At 75.3% G+C, this 16,401-nt stretch carries 14 protein-coding genes; 2 read left to right on the top strand and 12 right to left on the bottom strand.

What is annotated here, in order from left to right; genetic code table 11:
* Window positions 1–8: 8 nt before the first annotated feature.
* The 11 genes from KLI87_RS33000 to KLI87_RS32950 form a co-directional block, all read right to left on the bottom strand.
* Window positions 9–980, bottom strand: a complete 972-nt coding sequence (locus tag KLI87_RS33000; RefSeq protein ID WP_308166374.1) for a glycosyltransferase family 9 protein — start codon at window positions 978–980, stop codon at window positions 9–11.
* The gene (locus tag KLI87_RS32995) at window positions 971–1,648 is read right to left on the bottom strand and encodes an SDR family oxidoreductase (protein ID WP_156220022.1); all 678 of its coding nucleotides are present in this window, start codon (window positions 1,646–1,648) and stop codon (window positions 971–973) included. Before KLI87_RS32995 ends, KLI87_RS33000 begins: the two co-directional genes overlap by 10 nt.
* Entirely contained in the window at window positions 1,645–3,042 is a 1,398-nt protein-coding gene (rfaE2, locus tag KLI87_RS32990) for a D-glycero-beta-D-manno-heptose 1-phosphate adenylyltransferase (RefSeq protein ID WP_214620183.1), read from the bottom strand. The genes KLI87_RS32995 and rfaE2 overlap by 4 nt, the downstream gene beginning before the upstream one ends.
* Window positions 3,039–3,659: an SIS domain-containing protein gene (locus KLI87_RS32985; RefSeq protein WP_214620182.1), complete on the bottom strand. Its 621-nt coding sequence runs from the start codon at window positions 3,657–3,659 to the stop codon at window positions 3,039–3,041. The genes rfaE2 and KLI87_RS32985 overlap by 4 nt, the downstream gene beginning before the upstream one ends.
* On the bottom strand, window positions 3,656–4,888 hold the full coding sequence (locus tag KLI87_RS32980; RefSeq protein ID WP_214620181.1) for a glycosyltransferase: 1,233 nt from the start codon (window positions 4,886–4,888) through the stop codon (window positions 3,656–3,658). The genes KLI87_RS32985 and KLI87_RS32980 overlap by 4 nt, the downstream gene beginning before the upstream one ends.
* Window positions 4,885–5,880: a glycosyltransferase gene (locus tag KLI87_RS32975; protein WP_308166372.1), complete on the bottom strand. Its 996-nt coding sequence runs from the start codon at window positions 5,878–5,880 to the stop codon at window positions 4,885–4,887. The genes KLI87_RS32980 and KLI87_RS32975 overlap by 4 nt, the downstream gene beginning before the upstream one ends.
* On the bottom strand, window positions 5,877–6,881 hold the full coding sequence (locus KLI87_RS32970) for a glycosyltransferase family 9 protein (RefSeq protein ID WP_214620180.1): 1,005 nt from the start codon (window positions 6,879–6,881) through the stop codon (window positions 5,877–5,879). The genes KLI87_RS32975 and KLI87_RS32970 overlap by 4 nt, the downstream gene beginning before the upstream one ends.
* A complete protein-coding gene (locus KLI87_RS32965) occupies window positions 6,878–8,443 on the bottom strand; it encodes an HAD-IIIA family hydrolase (protein WP_214620179.1) in 1,566 nt (521 codons plus the stop codon). Before KLI87_RS32965 ends, KLI87_RS32970 begins: the two co-directional genes overlap by 4 nt.
* Window positions 8,440–10,080, bottom strand: a complete 1,641-nt coding sequence (locus tag KLI87_RS32960) for a carbamoyltransferase C-terminal domain-containing protein (RefSeq protein WP_214620178.1) — start codon at window positions 10,078–10,080, stop codon at window positions 8,440–8,442. The genes KLI87_RS32965 and KLI87_RS32960 overlap by 4 nt, the downstream gene beginning before the upstream one ends.
* Window positions 10,081–10,549: 469 nt before the next feature.
* Window positions 10,550–10,975, bottom strand: a complete 426-nt coding sequence (locus KLI87_RS32955) for a ChaB family protein (protein ID WP_156220028.1) — start codon at window positions 10,973–10,975, stop codon at window positions 10,550–10,552.
* 116 nt (window positions 10,976–11,091) lie between these two features.
* Window positions 11,092–11,955 (bottom strand): hypothetical protein, encoded by an 864-nt coding sequence (locus tag KLI87_RS32950; protein ID WP_250904499.1) that lies wholly within the window; start codon window positions 11,953–11,955, stop codon window positions 11,092–11,094.
* A 60-nt stretch (window positions 11,956–12,015) separates the two neighbouring features.
* Between KLI87_RS32950 and KLI87_RS32945 the strand changes: the two genes are divergently transcribed.
* On the top strand, window positions 12,016–12,456 hold the full coding sequence (locus KLI87_RS32945; RefSeq protein ID WP_214620177.1) for a nuclear transport factor 2 family protein: 441 nt from the start codon (window positions 12,016–12,018) through the stop codon (window positions 12,454–12,456).
* Window positions 12,457–12,582: 126 nt separating this feature from the next.
* Here KLI87_RS32945 and KLI87_RS32940 read toward each other — a convergent pair whose 3' ends face one another.
* Window positions 12,583–14,916, bottom strand: a complete 2,334-nt coding sequence (locus tag KLI87_RS32940) for a tetratricopeptide repeat protein (RefSeq protein WP_214620176.1) — start codon at window positions 14,914–14,916, stop codon at window positions 12,583–12,585.
* 532 nt (window positions 14,917–15,448) lie between these two features.
* Here KLI87_RS32940 and KLI87_RS32930 point away from each other — a divergent pair.
* On the top strand, window positions 15,449–15,643 hold the full coding sequence (locus KLI87_RS32930) for a CsbD family protein (RefSeq protein WP_156220031.1): 195 nt from the start codon (window positions 15,449–15,451) through the stop codon (window positions 15,641–15,643).
* Window positions 15,644–16,401: the final 758 nt, after the last annotated feature.

Here is a 16,401-nt window from a genome sequence, read left to right as displayed (position 1 = left end):
TGTCCCTCTCACGGCTCGTGGTGGGCCAGGGCCTTCTCGGCGGCCTCGACGGCCTCGGCGGCGGATATCTCCAGCAGGCCGGGGCAGGGCTCGCGCCCGCGCGGGTCGCCGGTGCGCCCCGCCCACAGGACGCGGTGCTCGGCCCGGTCGGGCGGCGGCCCCCACCGGCTCGGCGGCGCCGGGCCGAACAGCAGCACCGACGGTGTGCGGTGGGCGGTCGCGAGGTGCGCGACGCCGGTGTCGCCGCAGACCACCAGGCGGGCGCCCGCGACGAGCGCCGCCAGCTCCGGCAGCGGGGTGCGGCCGGAGAGGTCGGCGGCCTCGGGCAGCCCGGCGAGCCGGACGACGCGGCGGGCGAGGGACGTCTCGTCCGGGCCGCCGGTGACGACGACCCGGGCGCCGCCGTCCGCCAGCGCCGCCGCGACGGCCGCGAACCGCTCGGCGGGCCAGCGGCGCGCCGGGAACGCGGCGCCCGGATGGACCACGACCGCGCCCGGCGCGGGCGACGCCGCCTCCGGCGCGGGCAGGAGCAGGTCCGCGCGGTCGGCGTCGAACCCGTAGGCGGTGACGAGGCGGCACCAGCGGTCCACCTCGTGCTCGTCCGGATCCCAGCCGGGCCCGCCGGTGTGCGGGGCGTCGGCGCGGGCGAACGCCAGCAGGCGGCCCGGCCCGAGCCCGGCGAGGAGCCGGTGGCTCTCCGGGCCCCGCCCGTGCAGGTTGACGGCGGTGTCCACCGGCCCGGCGGGCGGCGGCGCGGCGTCCGGGCCGTCCGGGCCGTCCAGGCCGTCGAGCGGGAGGACGCCGTCGACCGCGCCGGTCGCGCGGGCGATCGGGGCGAGGACGGGCGGCGCGGCGAGCGTGATCCGCGTCCCCGGCGCACCCCGCCGCAGCGCCCGCAGCGCGGGCACGGCGGTCAGCAGGTCGCCGAGGCCCAGCGCCCGCAGGACGACCATGTGGTCACCGCGGGCGGTCACGGCCACGACGGCTCTTCGGACGGGCAGACGACCATCTCCCGCACCTCGCATCCGGCGGGCTGGGAGAGCGCGAACAGGACCGTCGCGGCCACGTCCTCGGGACGGTTGAGCTTGGCGTCCGGGCCCGGCTTGTACTGGTCGGTGCGGTCGTCGAAGAACGCGGTGTCCATGCCGCCGGGCACGACCATCGTGACGCCGATCCGCCCGGACAGCTCCGCGGCCAGCGCCCGGGTGAACCCGACGACGCCGAACTTGGACGCGCAGTAGGCGGTCGCGTCGCTCAGCGCCTTCAGCCCCAGCGTGGAGGCGACGGTGACGACCCGCCCGCCCGGCCCGTGCTCCAGGTAGGGGAGCGCGGAGCGGACGGCGGCGACCGTGCCGAGCAGGTTCACCCTGACCACCCGCTCCCAGTCCTCGGCGGGGACGTCGCCGAGCGTCCCGCACGCGTCGATGCCCGCCGCGGTGACGACGGCGTCCAGGCCGCCCGCGTCCTGCGCGAGGCCGTGCACGGCGCGTTCGGTGGCGGCGCGGTCGGCGAGGTCGGCCTGCGCGTGCTCGATGTCGTCCTTGGGGGGATGCAGGTCGAGGACGAGCGGCCGCCCCCCGCCGCCCGCGACCGCGCGTGCGACGGCGGCGCCGAGCCCCGAGGCGCCCCCGGTGATGAGGACCTTCATGGCGCGTCTCCCTTCGTGGTCGACAGCAGGCGCGTGGTGGAGCGCCCTTCCAGCAGGGGCAGCAGGACCACCTCGCCGCCGTGGGCCCGGACCGTCCCGGCCTCGGGCAGCGTGGTCCCGGCGTAGTCGGCGCCCTTGACCCAGACGTCGGGGCGCAGCCGCTCCAGCAGCGGCGCGGGGGTGTCGTCCTCGAACACGACCGCCGCGTCGACGTCGCTGAGCGCCTCCAGCACGCGGACGCGGTCGGCGGCGGGCGTCACCGGCCGGGACGGCCCCTTGCGCCGCCGGACGGAGGCGTCGGAGTTGACGCAGACGACCAGGCAGTCGCCGAGCCGCCGCGCCTGGTGCAGCATGCTGACGTGGCCCGCGTGCAGCAGGTCGAAGCAGCCGCCGGTCGCGACGACGGTGCCGCCCGCCCGCCGGGTGCGCTCGACGACGTCCCACGCGTCCTCGCCCCGCTCGGGGACGAGCCGGGGGGTGCCGTGGTCGGCGAGCCGCGCGGCGACGGCGGTCGCGGCCCCGGCCCGGACGAACTCCGACGCGCGGTGGACGCCCTCGGTGACCGCCGCGGCGAGCGAGGCCCCGTCGGCGAGCGCGCCGACGGCCCCGGCGGCGAAGCTGTCGCCCGCGCCGCACGCGTCGCCGCGCGCCGGGCGGGCGGGCGCGAGGAACGGCGTCCTCGACCCGTCGCACAGCAGCGCGCCCTCGGAGCCGAGCGTGACCGCGACGCCCTCGACGCCCCAGGCGCGGCCGAGGTGCCGGCCGCGGCGGCCGACCGCCGACAGCCCGGCCCCGGTGATGTCGGCGCCGTCGGCGGCGGCGAGCCGCGCGGCCTCCTCGGAGTTCGGGGTGAGCAGCCGGACGCCCGGCACCGGCGCCTCGCCGCGCGGATGCGGGTCCCACACGACGGGCACCCGCGGGGGCAGCGCCTCCAGCAGCGACCGGACGGCGCGGTGCCGCGGGACGCCGCGCCCGTAGTCGGAGACCAGCACGGCCCCGGCCCCGGAGACCGCGTCGGCCACGCGCGGGCCGACGGGCCCGTCCAGCGCGCGGCCCTCCCCGGTGTCCAGGCGCGCGATCGACTGGCCGCCCGACCGGATGCGCATCTTGCGGGGCGTCCCGCCGTGCAGGTGGAACGCCGCGACCTCCACGTGCTCCTCCAGCATCGCCCGCAACCGGCGGCCGGGTTCGTCGTCGGCGAGCGCGGTGACGAGCACGACCTCGCGCCCGGCGGCCGCCGCCAGCAGCGCGGCGAGGCCCGCGCCGCCGGGACGGGCGCGCTCCTCGGCCTGCTCGACGACGGGCACGGGCGCGTCCGGGCAGAGCCTGCTGCTGCCGCCGACGATGTCGATGTCGAGCAGGACGTCGCCGACCACGACGAGCGGGGCGGTCACGGCGCCGCCCCGAGCGCCTCGTCGACCACCCCGCACAGCACGTGGATCGCGGCGAGGTGGATCTCCTGGACGGTCGAGGTCGCGCCCGCCCGGACGGTGACCGCGCCGTCGCACGCCCGCGCAAGGGGGTTCGGCCCCGGCCCGGTGATCGCCCAGGCGGACATCCCGAGCCGCCGCGCCCGGTGCGCCGCCGCGATCACGTTGGGGCTGCGCCCGCTGGTGGACAGGCAGATCAGCACGTCCCCGGGGCGGCCGTGCGCCTGCACCTGCCGCTCGAACACCGTGACCGGGCCGTAGTCGTTGGCGATGGCGGTGACCGAGGAGGTGTCGGCGTGCAGCGCGATCGCCGACAGCGGCGGCCGGCCGGCCTCGAAGCGGCCGACGAGTTCGGCGGTCAGATGCTGGGCCTCGGCGGCGCTGCCGCCGTTGCCGCAGGCCAGCAGCCGTCCGCCGGAGCGCAGCACCCCGGCCAGCCGGTGGCCCCAGCCCTCGATCGTGGGGATCTGCTCGCGGAACCGCAGCGCGGCCTCGGCGAGCGCCTCCAGCCGCCGGTCGTGCCCGGCGGACGCCTCGCCCCTCGCGCCCGCCCCCGGCGTGTTCGTGCGCGTCGTCGTCATGCCGCCACCCCGCTCAGCGCGGCGGCGTGCTCGTAGGCGGCGAGGGTGCCGGCGGCGACGCGCGTCCAGGAGTAGCGTTCGCGGGCCCGGTCGCGGCCCGCGAACCCCAGCGCGGCGCGCCGCACCGGCTCGTCCAGCAGCGTCCGGATCGCCCCGGCCGCCTCCGCCGGGTCGCGGGGCCGGACGAGCAGGCCGGTGCCGCCGTCCACGACCGTGTCGAGGTGCCCGCCGACGGCGGTCGCCACGACCGGGACGCCGCAAGCCATGGCCTCCAGCGGCACCATGCCGAACGGCTCGTACCAGGGCAGCGTGACGACGACGCTCGCCGAGCGCAGCAGTGGCGGCACCTCCGCGCGGCCGAGCCGGCCGAGGAACTCCACCCGGTCGGCGACGCCCGCCTCGCGCGCGACGCCCCGCAGCCTGGCCACCTCGGGGTCGGCGTCCAGGCCGCCGCGCGGCGGCCCGCCCGCGACCGTCAGCGCGGCGCCGGGAAGGGACGCCAGGGCGCGGATCGCGGTGTCGACGCCCTTGCGCTCGACGAGCCGCGACAGCACCACCAGCCGGTGCCGGTCGCGCCCGCCGCCGACGCGGCCGCCTGGCGTGAGCAGGTCCAGGTCGACCCCGCACGGCACCACCCGGACGTGCTCGCGCGGGACGCCCATGGCGGCCAGCTCGGCGACCTCGTCGGAGCAGGTGGCGATCACGGCGTCGGCGGCGCGGCCGAGCATGCGCTCCAGCCGCGGGCGCGCGGCGGGGCTGGAGTCCGCGCCGCCCTGGTGGCGGCGCTTGACGGTGCCGAGCGCGTGGAAGGTCTGCACCACCGGCACGCGCCGCGCCCCGGACGCCCGCGCCGCCTGGAGCGCGGCGAGCCCGCTCATCCAGAAGTGGGCGTGCGCGATGTCGGGCGGATCCGCCGCCCAGCGCCGCTCCAGGCACGTCCCGAAGTCGTGCATCCAGGGCAGCAGGCCGTCCTTGGGGACGGGTTCGGCCGGGCCGGCCGGGACGTGCTCCACGGTCACGCCGGGCCCGAACGGGACGCGGCGGGGCTGGTCCGGCGCGTCCCGCCGCGTGTAGACGGTGACCTGGTGGCCCTGGCGGCCCAGCTCTCCGGCCAGCTCCGCGACGAACACGTTCTGCCCGCCGCCGTCCGCCCCGCCGAGCCCCCGCGCCGCCGGCTCGGGGCGGGCGGCCAGCGGGCTGGCGTGCTCGGAGATCATGGCTATCCTCATCGCGTTGCCTCCTGGAGAGTGCGCCGCCAGTCGCGCAGGAAGCGCGGCAGGCCGTACCGGTCGACGGCGTGCGCCCGCGCCTCCTTGCCCATCTGGCGGGCGCGCGGCGGGTCGGCGGCCAGGGCCCGCGCCGCCTCCGCCAGCGCGGCGACGCGGGTGGACAGCACCCCGGCCTCGGGCGGTACCGCCTCGACCGCCTCGGTGGTGGCGAGCGCCACCACCGGCAGGCCGAGCATCATGGCCTCGATCAGCGCGAGGCCGAGCGAGGTCCACCGGTAGGGGTGGACGTAGACGCGGCGGCGGGCGAGCTCCTCGTGCATCCGCGCCTGCGGCAGGTCCTCGAACGTCCAGAGCGACTCCGGCGCGATGCCGAGCCGTCCGGGCGCGCCGGTGACGTTCATGCCGAACAGGTCGAGCGGCAGCGCGGCGGCCAGCCCCGCGAGCAGGTCGGTGCCGCAGACGCGCCCCCGCCGCAGCGGGTCGTTGATGACCACGCCGCCGCGCGGCATGTCGCCGGTGTAGCGGTGGCCGGGGTCGGCGATCCCGTGCTCGATGACGCGGGTCGGGGCCCGGCCGCAGTTCCAGAACACCTGGTTGAAATGGGTGACGTGGACGACCGTGATGTCGGAGCGGTCGTGCAGGAAGTGCCGGCTGTCGGGCACGACTTCCTCGGGCGGGCCCACGTCGGACGGGGTCCGGCGGGGCGTGTCGTGCTCGACGTAGACGGCGGGGACGTCGCGTCCGGGGCGGCGCCCGAGCCATTCCTCGGCCAGCCGCAGCTCGCGCGGCCGCTGGAGGACGACGACGTCGACGTCCTCGGCGCGGAGCCGCTCCGGCGTCACCTCGATCGCGCGGTCCGGCCAGTGGAAGGTGTCGGGGCGCCCCCGGCCGTCCGGTCCCCGGCCGGGGACGGCGGGGACGAGCGTGGTGTGCGGCCCGTGGACGAACGACGTCGCCCACGACCCGTGGACATGCCACATCAGCACCCTCACCGCGCGTCCACCTCCCCGGCGACGGACTCGACGGCAGCCGCGACCTCGCCCGCCTCCACGCCCGCGAGGCACGGGTGGCCCTCCACGGGGCACGCGCGGGCGCGGCTGTCCCGGCACGCCGCCGCCTGGTCGCCGAGCAGCGCCACCGGGACGCCGAACGGCGCCCAGCGCGCCGCCGGGACGGTCGGCGCGAACAGCGACACGACCGGGGTGCCCACGGCCGCCGCGAGGTGCGCGGGCCCGGTGTTGCCCGCCACGGCGGCGCGCGCGCCCGCCAGCACCGCCGCCAGCTCCGGCAGCGTGGTGCGGCCGCCGAGGTCGAGGCCGTCCTCCCCGGCGACGAGCGCGGTCAGCTCCTTCTCGTCGCCGTGGCCGGTGACGACCACCCGGTTCCCGGCCGCGGCCAGCAGCCGCACCGCCTCGGCGCAGTTCTCGGGCGGCCAGGCGCGCGCCGGGACCGACGTCCCGGGGTGCACCACGACGTATCCGGGGCCGCCGGTGAGGTGGTCGGTGCGCGGCAGCGGCTCGCGGACCCGCAGCCGGGTGTCGGCCGGGGCCGGGAACCCGGCGTCGGCGGCGAGCGCGAGCATCCGCAGCGGCTCGGGGACGTCGGTGTCGGGCCGGTGCCGCAGGTCGAGCAGCGACCCCGGGTAGTCCTCGCTGATGCCGCCGATCCAGGGCGTCCCGGCGAGCCGCAGCAGCAGCGCCAGCGGCAGCGGCGACTGGTGGAACGAGGTCAGGATCAGCGCCCGGTCGAACCCGCGCAGCTCGCGGGTGACCCGGCCGATGTCGACCGGGTCCACGGCGACGTGGTCGGGGTCGATCCACGGGGCGCACCACTCGACGACGCGGTCGACGCCCGGCAGCAGGTCGGCGGCGGCGCGTCCGCGCGGCCCGCACAGCAGCACGACCTCGTCGGCGCGGGCGGCCACCGCGCGCACGGCGGGCCCCGCGAGCAGCACGTCGCCGACGTTGTCCTGGCGTGCGAGAAGGACCCTCACCGGCGCCGCCTTCCGACGACGGCGGGCCGCCCGCCGAGGAGCAGGTCGACGGCGGCCTCCAGCGTCGGCGCCGTCTCCGCCGCCCGCGCGATCTCCGCCGGCCGGGTCCGCCCGGTGGGGACGAGGATGCCGCGCGCCCCCGCCGCCGCGGCGGCCTCGACGTCGCCGCCGATGTCGCCGATGACGGCGCAGTCGGACGGCAGCGCCCCGAGCCGCTCGGCGGCCCGCTCGATCATCCCCGGGCGCGGCTTGCGGCACCCGCACGCGTCGGCGCCGTCGTGCGGGCAGAGCTCCCACACGTCGAAGCGGCCGAGGAGCTCCTCGACGCGGGCGTTGACGCGCCGCACGTCCCCGGCGGTGACGCGGCCCTTGGCGATCCCCGACTGGTTGGACACGACGCCGATCCGCACGCCGTGCCGCCGGAGCCGGTCGAGGGCGCGCCGGGCGCCCGGCATGGGCTCGACGCGCGCCGGGTCGCCGTTGTAGGGGACGTCCCTGATCAGCGTGTCGTCGCGGTCGAACAGCACCACGCGCGGCCCGCCCCGGGCCCGGGCCCGCCGGTGGACGGCCAGCCCCCGCACCCGGTGCCGGATCGCCGCGGGCGGGATGGCGGCGCTGGTGACCAGCATCTTCGCCGTCTCCCCGGGCGTCCGGGGGCCCGGCCGGATGCGCTCGTAGGCGAACCGCGCGGTCAGCGCCGTCCAGGTGCCTCCGGCGGCGAGGAGGAAGAGGGCCGCGCCGCGTCCGCCGCGTCCGCCGCGTCCGCCGCGTCCCCCGCGCAGCGCCGCGGGCGCGGCGGCCAGCGCGAGCAGCCCGGCCGCCGTGGTCGCGGCGTGGCGGCGGAGCAGCCCCCGGCCCTCGCCCGCCCGCTCGCGCCAGCCCGGCCCGTGCACGCGCCGCATGAGCACGTCGTCGGCGTTCCCGGCCTGCGCCCGCACCGACGCCCAGAACCCCGCCGGGCGCACCGGGTGCCGCAGCCGCCGGTCGCCCGCGACGAGGCCGTGCCCGGCGTCCAGCACGCGGAGCGCGAGGTCGGCGTCCTCGCGGTAGGCGCGGCGGAACCGCTCGTCGAAGCCGCCGAGCGCGGCGAGCACGCCGCGCCGGTAGGCCATGTCGGCGGTGATCCACTCGGCGCCCGCGAGCGCGGCGGTGCAGCGCTCCCAGTCCGTCGGCCGCCGGTCCTCCGGCAGCGGGACGGTCAGCCGCCCCTGCGACCCGGCGACCCGCGGCGGCAGCCCGGCGAGGTCGGCGGCCAGCCTGGCGGGCCACGCCGGCTCGGGTACCACGTCGTCGTCCAGGAAGGCGACCCACTCGGTCGTGGCCGCGCGCCAGCCGGCGTTGCGCGCGGCGGCGGGCCCCCGGCCCCCGGAGCGGATCACCCGGACCCCGTGCCCGGCCGACGGCGGCAGCGGCAGCGGCGCGCCCGGCCCGGGGCGGTCGTCCACCACGATGATCTCGTGCGGCGCCGGTCCCGGCCCGTGCTCCAGCGCCGTGAGCAGCGCGTCCAGGGTGACGCGCAGGCTCGCCCTGCCGATCGTGGGGATCACCACGGTGCAGCTCATCGGGCGTGCACCTCCCGGCGGCGCACCACGTACGGCCCGATGGCGAGCAGGTCGACGGGCGCGGAGCCGAAGCACTCCAGCGCGTCGCGCGGGTCGTCCGCCATCGGACGCCCGGCGGTGTTCAGGCTGGTGTTGACCAGGACGGGCAGCCCCGTGCGCTCGCGGAACTCCGCCAGCAGCCGGGCCACGAGCGGCTCGTCCGCGGCGGCGACCGTCTGCACGCGGGCGGTGCCGTCCACGTGCACGACGGCGGGGATCCGCTCCCGCCACCCCGGCCTCACGCGGTGCACGAACAGCATGTACGGGCTCGGCAGCGGGCCGTCGAAGACCTCGGCGGCGTGGTCGAGGGCGACCATCGGCGCGATGGGACGGAACTGCTCGCGCCCCTTCACGTCGTTGAGCCGCTCGATGTTGCCGGCGTGTCCGGGATGGGCGAGCAGCGATCTGTGCCCCAGAGCGCGGGGGCCGAACTCCGACCGGCCCTGGAACCATGCCACGATCTCGTCGCGCGCGAGCGCGTCGGCGACCGCCGCGGCCAGGTCGCGCGGCCGCTCGTAGGGGATCCTGGCGGTGTCGAGCCGCGCGGCGATCTCGTGGTCGTCCCACCGGCGGCCGAGGTCCGCGCCCGGCATGGCCGCCGGGGCGTCGCCGCCGTCCCGGGCCACGTGCAGCGCGGCGCCCAGCGCCGTCCCGGCGTCGCCCGCCGCGGGCTGCGCCCAGATGTCGGCGTAGGGCCCCGCCTCGGCCAGCCGGGAGTTCGCGACGCAGTTCAGGGCCACGCCCCCGGCGAGCATCAGCCGCCGGGAGCCGGTGCGGCCGTGCAGCCAGGCCGCGAGGTCGAGCAGCACCTCTTCGAGCCGCGCCTGGACGCCGGCGGCGAGGTCGGCGTGGTCGCGGGTCCATTCGCCGTCCGGCGCGCGGGCCTTGGTCAGCGAGCCCCAGTCGATCGGGGCGACGGTGAATCCGCCGTCTCCGGTGGCGGTGACGTGCTCGCGCAACTCGTCCAGAAAACGCGGTTCCCCATAAGAGGCGAGCGCCATGACCTTGTACTCGTCACTGGAGCGCAAAAAGCCCAAATGTTCGGTGAGATCCTCGTACATCAGCCCCAGGGAGTGGGGAAGGCGCTGCGCATGCAGCGTCGTCAGGACGCCGCCCTCGTACGTCCCGGCCAGTTGCGAATGGGACTCGCCCCTGCCGTCCAGGACCAGGACGTCGCCGTCCCCGGGCGCGGGCGCCGCGAGCCCCGCCGACGCGGCGTGCGCGACATGGTGCGGGACGAACCGGACGATGCCCGGGTCGAGTCCCGGCAGTGCCGTCGCCAGGAAGTTCGGCGCGCGGCGCGCGTACAGCGTCCGCAACCCCTCCCACTGCGCGTCGTGGCCGTCGAGCCCGGTCTCGACCAGGGACGGGTCGTAGGAGTAGGCGACGGCGTCGAGGTCGCCGGGCTCCAGCCCGGCCTCCTCCAGACACCACCGCGCCGCCTTCTCCGGAAGCTCCCAGCCCGCGAAGGGCACCGGCCGCTTCCCGTGCTTGCGGCGGCTGAAGCGCTCCTCCTCCGCCGCCGCGACGACGGCCCCGTCGATCACGAGGGCGGCGGCCGGGTCGTGGAAGATCGCATTGATTCCGAGCACGCGCATGAGAGCCCCATCTCGGCTCAGCGTTCGGCGGCGGGGCGCTGCCCTCGTCGCGGGCACCGGCCTCCGGGCGGTCTCACTGGACCTGCAAATCCCCTATAGGTGATTTCGGACATAGCCGAGAAGCAGGGGACTAAACCAACAAGAGGATTAAATAGCGCCAGGTAGGCCGCATGATCCGCGCGGATCCTCAACGCCCGTCCCCGGTCGGCGCTGCTCGCCGCCCGGGTCCTCGTCGGCGAGAAGGAGCGCCTCGCGCTCGACCTCGCCGCCCACAAGTGGGGCCACGCCTACGTGCCGGAGCCGGTCGTCCACCACCGTCCGTCGAGGGCGGGCCGCGCCCAGGCGGCAGGCCCGGAACCGGCTGCTGACCGCGCGGCTGCGGCACCCCCTCCCGGTGTCGCGCGCACCGCCGCGACGGCCGCGCGGGCCGCGCCGACGCGGCCCGCGCTCGTGCTCGCCCGCCCCTCCGTCAGGATCTCGCTCTGGCGGAACCGCGGTCGTTGGCCTTCCCGATCGCCTTGACCAGCTCGCGCTTGGACATCCTCGACCGGCCGGGGACGTGCAGCCGCTTGGCGACGTTGTAGAGGTGCTCCTTCGAGGCGTTGGCGTCCACCCCGCCCGCGGTCCTGCGCCGCGTGCTCCGGCCCCCCTCGGCCTGCCTGTCGGAGGGCCCCCGGGCACCGCCGGCCTTCGGCTCCCAGTGGTCGCCGATCTTCTCGTGGGTGTGCTTGAGGGCCGCGTAGGCGACGCGATGGGCCCGCTGCCCCTCCCCGTACTCCTCGACCGCCGAGTCGTGCGCCTTGGCGAAGGTCCGCTGCGCCTTGGCGTCCGACCGCCTGATCGTCTCCGGGAGCTCACCCGTCCTTACCTGGCGTCCGCTCGTCATCATCGGCATCGTGCCGCACCTTTCCGCTCGTGGCTGTCCGGCCGCCGATACCCGCGATCGGACGGAATCCACCCCGCTCGGCGGCCGAAGTCCCTGGTCCCGACGTGCCGGGCGGCCCGCGGGGGCTACGCCTCCGACGCGTCGCGCAGGCGGGCGACGGGGTGCGGGCCGTCGGTGGCGAGGCGGTACTCCTCGCCGAACTTGTCGCGGTGCTCGTCGATGACGCGCTCCTGCGGCGGCCGCTCGGCGTTGATCTTGTCCTGGTACTCCTCGAACCGGCGGTGCGCCTCCTGGACGTAGCCGGTGCCGAGGGTGGTCCAGTCGATCTGCGTGCCCAGCAGGTCGCGGACGAGCTGCTTGTTCGGCTCGAACGTGACCGGCTTCGGCAGCTCGGGCGCCAGGACCGACTCGGGGTCGCGGCCGTCGTGGCGGCGCATCAGGTCGCAGGCGATCCGCAGGTGCTCCAGCTCCATGTTGAGGTGGAGCTCCCAGATGTTCTTGACCCGCGGGTCGGTCTCGGTCTCCATGAACGAGTGGTACAGGTAGCACTCGTTGTACTCGTGGGTGACCAGGCGCTCCCACCAGGTCTCGCCCGGGTCGACCAGCGACTCGTAGTGCGTGACGTGCTCCTCCTCCACCAGGCCGATCTCCTGGTAGAGCTGCCGGGCGATCGGCTCCATGTACATCGGGCCGACGTTGAAGTAGAAGTTCATCGTCTGCTGCTCGGCCGACATGATGGTCAGCGCGTGCAGCTTGGAGATCGGCGCCGCCGCGTCCTTGTCGTAGGGCTCGCGGACGTTGTCGACCGCGTCGCGGTGCCGCAGGAAGCCGGGCCGTCCCGGCATCACCTCGGTGAGCTGATCGACGATCTTCTCGGCCTTGCGGTGCTCGATCATCTCGTACAGGTTCGCGCACCGGTACAGGTGGTCGAAGTCAACGACGCCCGCGACAAGGACTGACCGGCGCCCGTCCCCGGCGTCCGACCTCACATTCCGACGCGGTGTCTTGTCGAAGGGCTGAGGACGGATGACCGAAGGGACGGGGTGGCGATGCCTGCGCGACACGAGGTGCACGAAACCGAGATCAGGCGGCGGATCGACGAGATCGTCACGGGGGTCCGGGCCAAGGACCTTGACGGCCTGGAGCGGCTCTACGCGGCGGACGTGGTGTCCTTCGACGTCGAGCCGCCCCTGCGGCATGTGGGCGTCGCGGCGAAGATGAGCAACTGGGAGAGGGTGTTCACCGTCTTCCGCGATGTGACCTACGAGGTCCGCGACCTGACCGTCACCGCAGGCGACGAGGTGGCGTTCGGCCACTGCTTCGGCCGGCTCGGCGGCACGCTGGAGGACGGGACGGCGACGAGCGGCATATGGGTCAGGGCCACCTTCTGCTTCCAGAGGGTCGAGGGCACCTGGCTGATCGTCCATGATCAGGCATCGGTACCGCTCGACATCCGGAGCGGCCAGGGAGTGACCGGCCTGGAACCCTGAGAACGACCGCAGGGCGGCCCGGAGCGCTCCGGGCCGCCCTGCTCCACCTGGCGCGCCGGCCGCTCTGGACGGGGACGAGCGTAGAGTCGGCGCGGACGGCGAAGTGCGGCAGGCGTCTCCGGGAACTCAGTAGGCTGCCTTGGTCACTCGGCCGATCTTCTGGCGTTCTTCGGCATAGGCGTTGGCGACGGCGCTGTCGGTGTGCCGCTTGCCCTTCCGCCAGAACCGTTGCGCGAGTCTGCGGTTGCCGTGCTCGGCGTACACCCGGCCGAGTTGGGCGTAGGCCGCGCCGGTGGTCTCCGGCGGTGCCTCCGGGTCATTGATGATCTGCTGGAGGGCGAGCTCCGCGTCGTCGGGTTGGTCCAGGTGGACCAGGCAGGCGAGTTGGAAGGCCGCGCGATGGGCGATGTCGGGATTCTCGGTCGCCAGTGCCCGGAGGTATGCGTCGATGGCGGTGGGGAGGTCGTCGAGGTCTTCGGCCAGCTGCCCCAGCAGGTACGCGGCCCGGGGCGCGTAGTCCAGGTTCTCGGTCGCGATCGCGCGACGGAACGCCTGCGCGGCCGAGATGGGACACGACATACAGGCGTGGGCGATGCCGAGTTTGAAGGCGGCGGCCGCCTTGATGTCCGGGTCGTCGTATTCGGCGGCGATCTCCCATGGTTCGATCGCCATGGCGGGGCTGCCCACCACTTCGAAATGCAGCATGCCCAGGGTGAAGGCGATATGACCGGCCCGCGGGTCGCCCGCCTCGATGCGGCGCAGGCACGCGTCGTGAACGCGCAGGACCAGGCGGAGCTGGTCGAGGACGTCCAGATGGCGGCTGTTCATGACCAGCACGCCGACCGGAACGATGGCGCCGAGGACGTTCTCCACGGCCTCGCCCTCAAGCACGGAGAACAGGGAGTCCAGACCACGGTCGTGTTCGGCGCGCTCGGCCTCGGCGAGCCTGTGCGCGGCGCGCACGGCGTAGTCGGGATCGGCGCCGCAGACCGCGATCCGGTAGGCCTGGCCGGACAGTCGCGTGTCGCCGTCGCCCTCGGCGATCCGGCCCACGCCGTAGGCGGCCCACTCCCGCACGGGCGTGTCGGCCTCGATCATCAGATGGCGCAGCATCGGCGCGACGCCCGGGATCGAGCAGGGGCCGCCGCGCATCAGCAGTTCGGCGGCGTGCACGGCGAGCTCGTGCGCGGCCCGCCGGGTCCTCGGGTCCAGGTGGCCGAGGAGGTCGGTGTAGATGGCCGCCGCCGTCCGATCGTCTTCGAGGGCGATGGCGATATGGGCTCGCATGAAACCCAGCCGCGCCATCTCCTCCTCGCCGGGCGGCACGTCGGACGCCTCCGCCTTGTCGAGTAATTCCCGCGCGGCGGTGAGGTCGCCCCGAGCCAGGAACACTCCGGCCATGGTGATCTGAAGGTCCGCGCGGTGCAGGAAGTCCCATTCGAGCGCCTCGTTGATCCGCCGCTCGGCTTCGGCGTACTCACCGCGTTCGGCGAGGATCCGCGCGAGATCGGCGACCGCGCGTCCGGACTCGAACAGGTCGTCCAGATCGATGACCTGACGCAGCACCCGCTCGGCCGCGGCGGCGTCCCCCGACCGGACCAGCAGGGCCGCCAGGACCCGTCCGTCGAAGGCCGCCAGGAAGGGGACCATGCAGTCGAAGGCGATCCGCCCGGCGTTGATCGCCCCGGCCTCGTCCTCGGCCTGGAGGCGCAGGTCCCGCAGGAGGCGGGCGGCGGGATGCGTCACCAGCCGGTGGCGGCAGTCGATCGCCCGCCGGAGCAGGGCCTCGGCCGCCGGGCGCCCGGCGTCGCTCTCCAGTTCGGCCAGGGCGAGGATCGCCCGCGGCGCGATCGCGAAATGCCCCTCCTCGACCATCCGCTCGAACGCGATCCGCGCCGCGCCGTGACCGCCCTCGTCCAGGTCGATCTCGGTGAGGTACCACCGGGCCAGCGCCGCCGCGTCGGGGTCGTCGCCCTCGACGGCGTGGGCCAGGTGCGCCCGTGCGGCCTCACGGCCCCCAGGACGCCCGGCCAGGGCCCTGGTCGCCAGGGCGACCGCCGCCATCGGGGTCACCGCCCTGCCCGCCTCGTCCACCAGGCTCTCCCGCGGCTGCGAGACCCAGAGCAGGACGCCGTCGGCGAGTTCATAGCGTCCGGCGCCGTCCACGACCAGCAGGGCCGGATCAGCGGTCGCCAACGCGAGCCCGGCCTCGAACCCCCTCGGCGTCAGCGCGGCCATCCGGCGGACGGCCTGCCGGTAGAGCAGGGACACCGGAATCCCGACGCCCGCCGCCTGCCACCAGTCCGTGGCGGCCAGCACCACGGCCCGCGTCTCCGCGCCGGCCGCCAGCGCCTCGTCGAACCGCTGGGCCAGGAGCAGGGCGTCCCGTTCGATCCCGGGCCCGTCGAGTTCCGCGAGCACGTGCTCCGACCCGTCCCACCCGTCCCCGACCGGTCGCATCCGAAGCCCTCCACTAACGATCCGTAGCCGACTCGAAACTCTTCGAAACCAAGCTAGGCAGGGCACCGCCCCACCGCACGGGCCAGTACAAAAAACGCATGGGTCCTCGCGACCTTCGGCGGCAGGGGCCTTACCGGGGCGAAGCACCTCCCACCGGCGGCCTCCCGACCGGGCGGCGCGGTCGCGGTTCTTCCGAAAGCCCACGTCAGCCGCCTCGCGCGCATGGAACGCCTCGGGCGGGGCACAGGGTCGCCCGTAGGTCGGAAGGGAGTAGGGCATGGGAATGCTGGAACGTCTCTGGCGACGGGGAACGAGACCGCGGGGCCGGGCGCGGGCGTCGCGGGAGCGGCACCGCGTGCCGACCTTCCGGGAAATGCACGCGAGGATGCGCACCGAGCGCGCCGAGGCCACCCTCATGGCGACCGAGGCGAAGATCCACCAGGAAGCGGCGCGGTACCGCCGCGGCCTCCGCCGCAGCGGCTGAGCCGTCGGGCGAAGCCGTGGACGGCGGGCCGACCTGAAGGAGGACCCCATGGGGCTGTTCGACAAGCTGAAGAACAAGACGCAGCGCGCCAAGGGCCGCGCCAAGGAGAACGCGGGGCGCGAGTCCGGTGACCCGTACCTGGAGGCGGAAGGCCGCAAGGACCGCCTGGCGGGCGGCGCCAAGCAGGTCGGCGAAAAGGCCAAGGACGCGGCCCGGGAGGTCCGGCGCACCACGGAGCGGTGACGCCCCTCCTCCTTATCCCGGTAGCACGAGCCGGTGCTCGGCGCCGACGTGAATGACCGGGCGGTCGTTGGACGATATTCTCCACAGTCAGACTCACCGGCCCCGGCGAAGACCCCGGGGCCGGTGGGTGCTGAATCGTATGCACCTGGAAATTACTCAGCGGTTGCAGGGCGCGAGCGGCGCCGAGGAGTTCCGGCTCCGGGTGGGCATCGGTCGAACGCACGGACGCCGGTCGCATAAGCCGGACGCGCCGTTCAGGTGAGTACGGTCCGATAACGTTCACCGTCATCTCACCCACTTAGCCGCGCGACGCCGGAGCGGTCCGCAGCACGAGGTCACCGCCGACCGCGACCCCCTCGGCAGGCAAGCGTTCCGCGCTTCTTGGCCCGCTCCACATTTGCTTTCCGGGTGAATCGGGCGGCGCAGCCTGAAATGGCACGGCAACTTCCTCGCGTTGTTGAGCCCCCTTCCGGACACCCATCTCACCCTGGCCTGTAGCGGCCACCCGCATGTAGCTCAAGCTAGTCGATGCCCCCGCGCAGTCGAATTGACCTGTGCCAACCGGAGGCGCGGTGGCCGGAAAGCCTTCTTGAGGTCGACCCTTAACAAGAGCGGTCAGGGGATTGAAAATCCAATGGCCGCTGAACGCGCACGTCACGCCTCTTGCGTCACCTACTATTCACCTACCCCTTTCCTCGCCTCCAGTCGCAGCCGTTAAATCTTGGTTCCCGCGGCTCACGAGTGGCGGGTGCGATACG

Source organism: Actinomadura sp. NEAU-AAG7 (assembly GCF_018603865.1).
GTDB lineage: Bacteria > Actinomycetota > Actinomycetes > Streptosporangiales > Streptosporangiaceae > Spirillospora > Spirillospora litoris.
The sequence above is the reverse complement of the archived record's forward strand: the minus strand, read 5'-3'. Positions and strand labels throughout refer to the sequence as shown.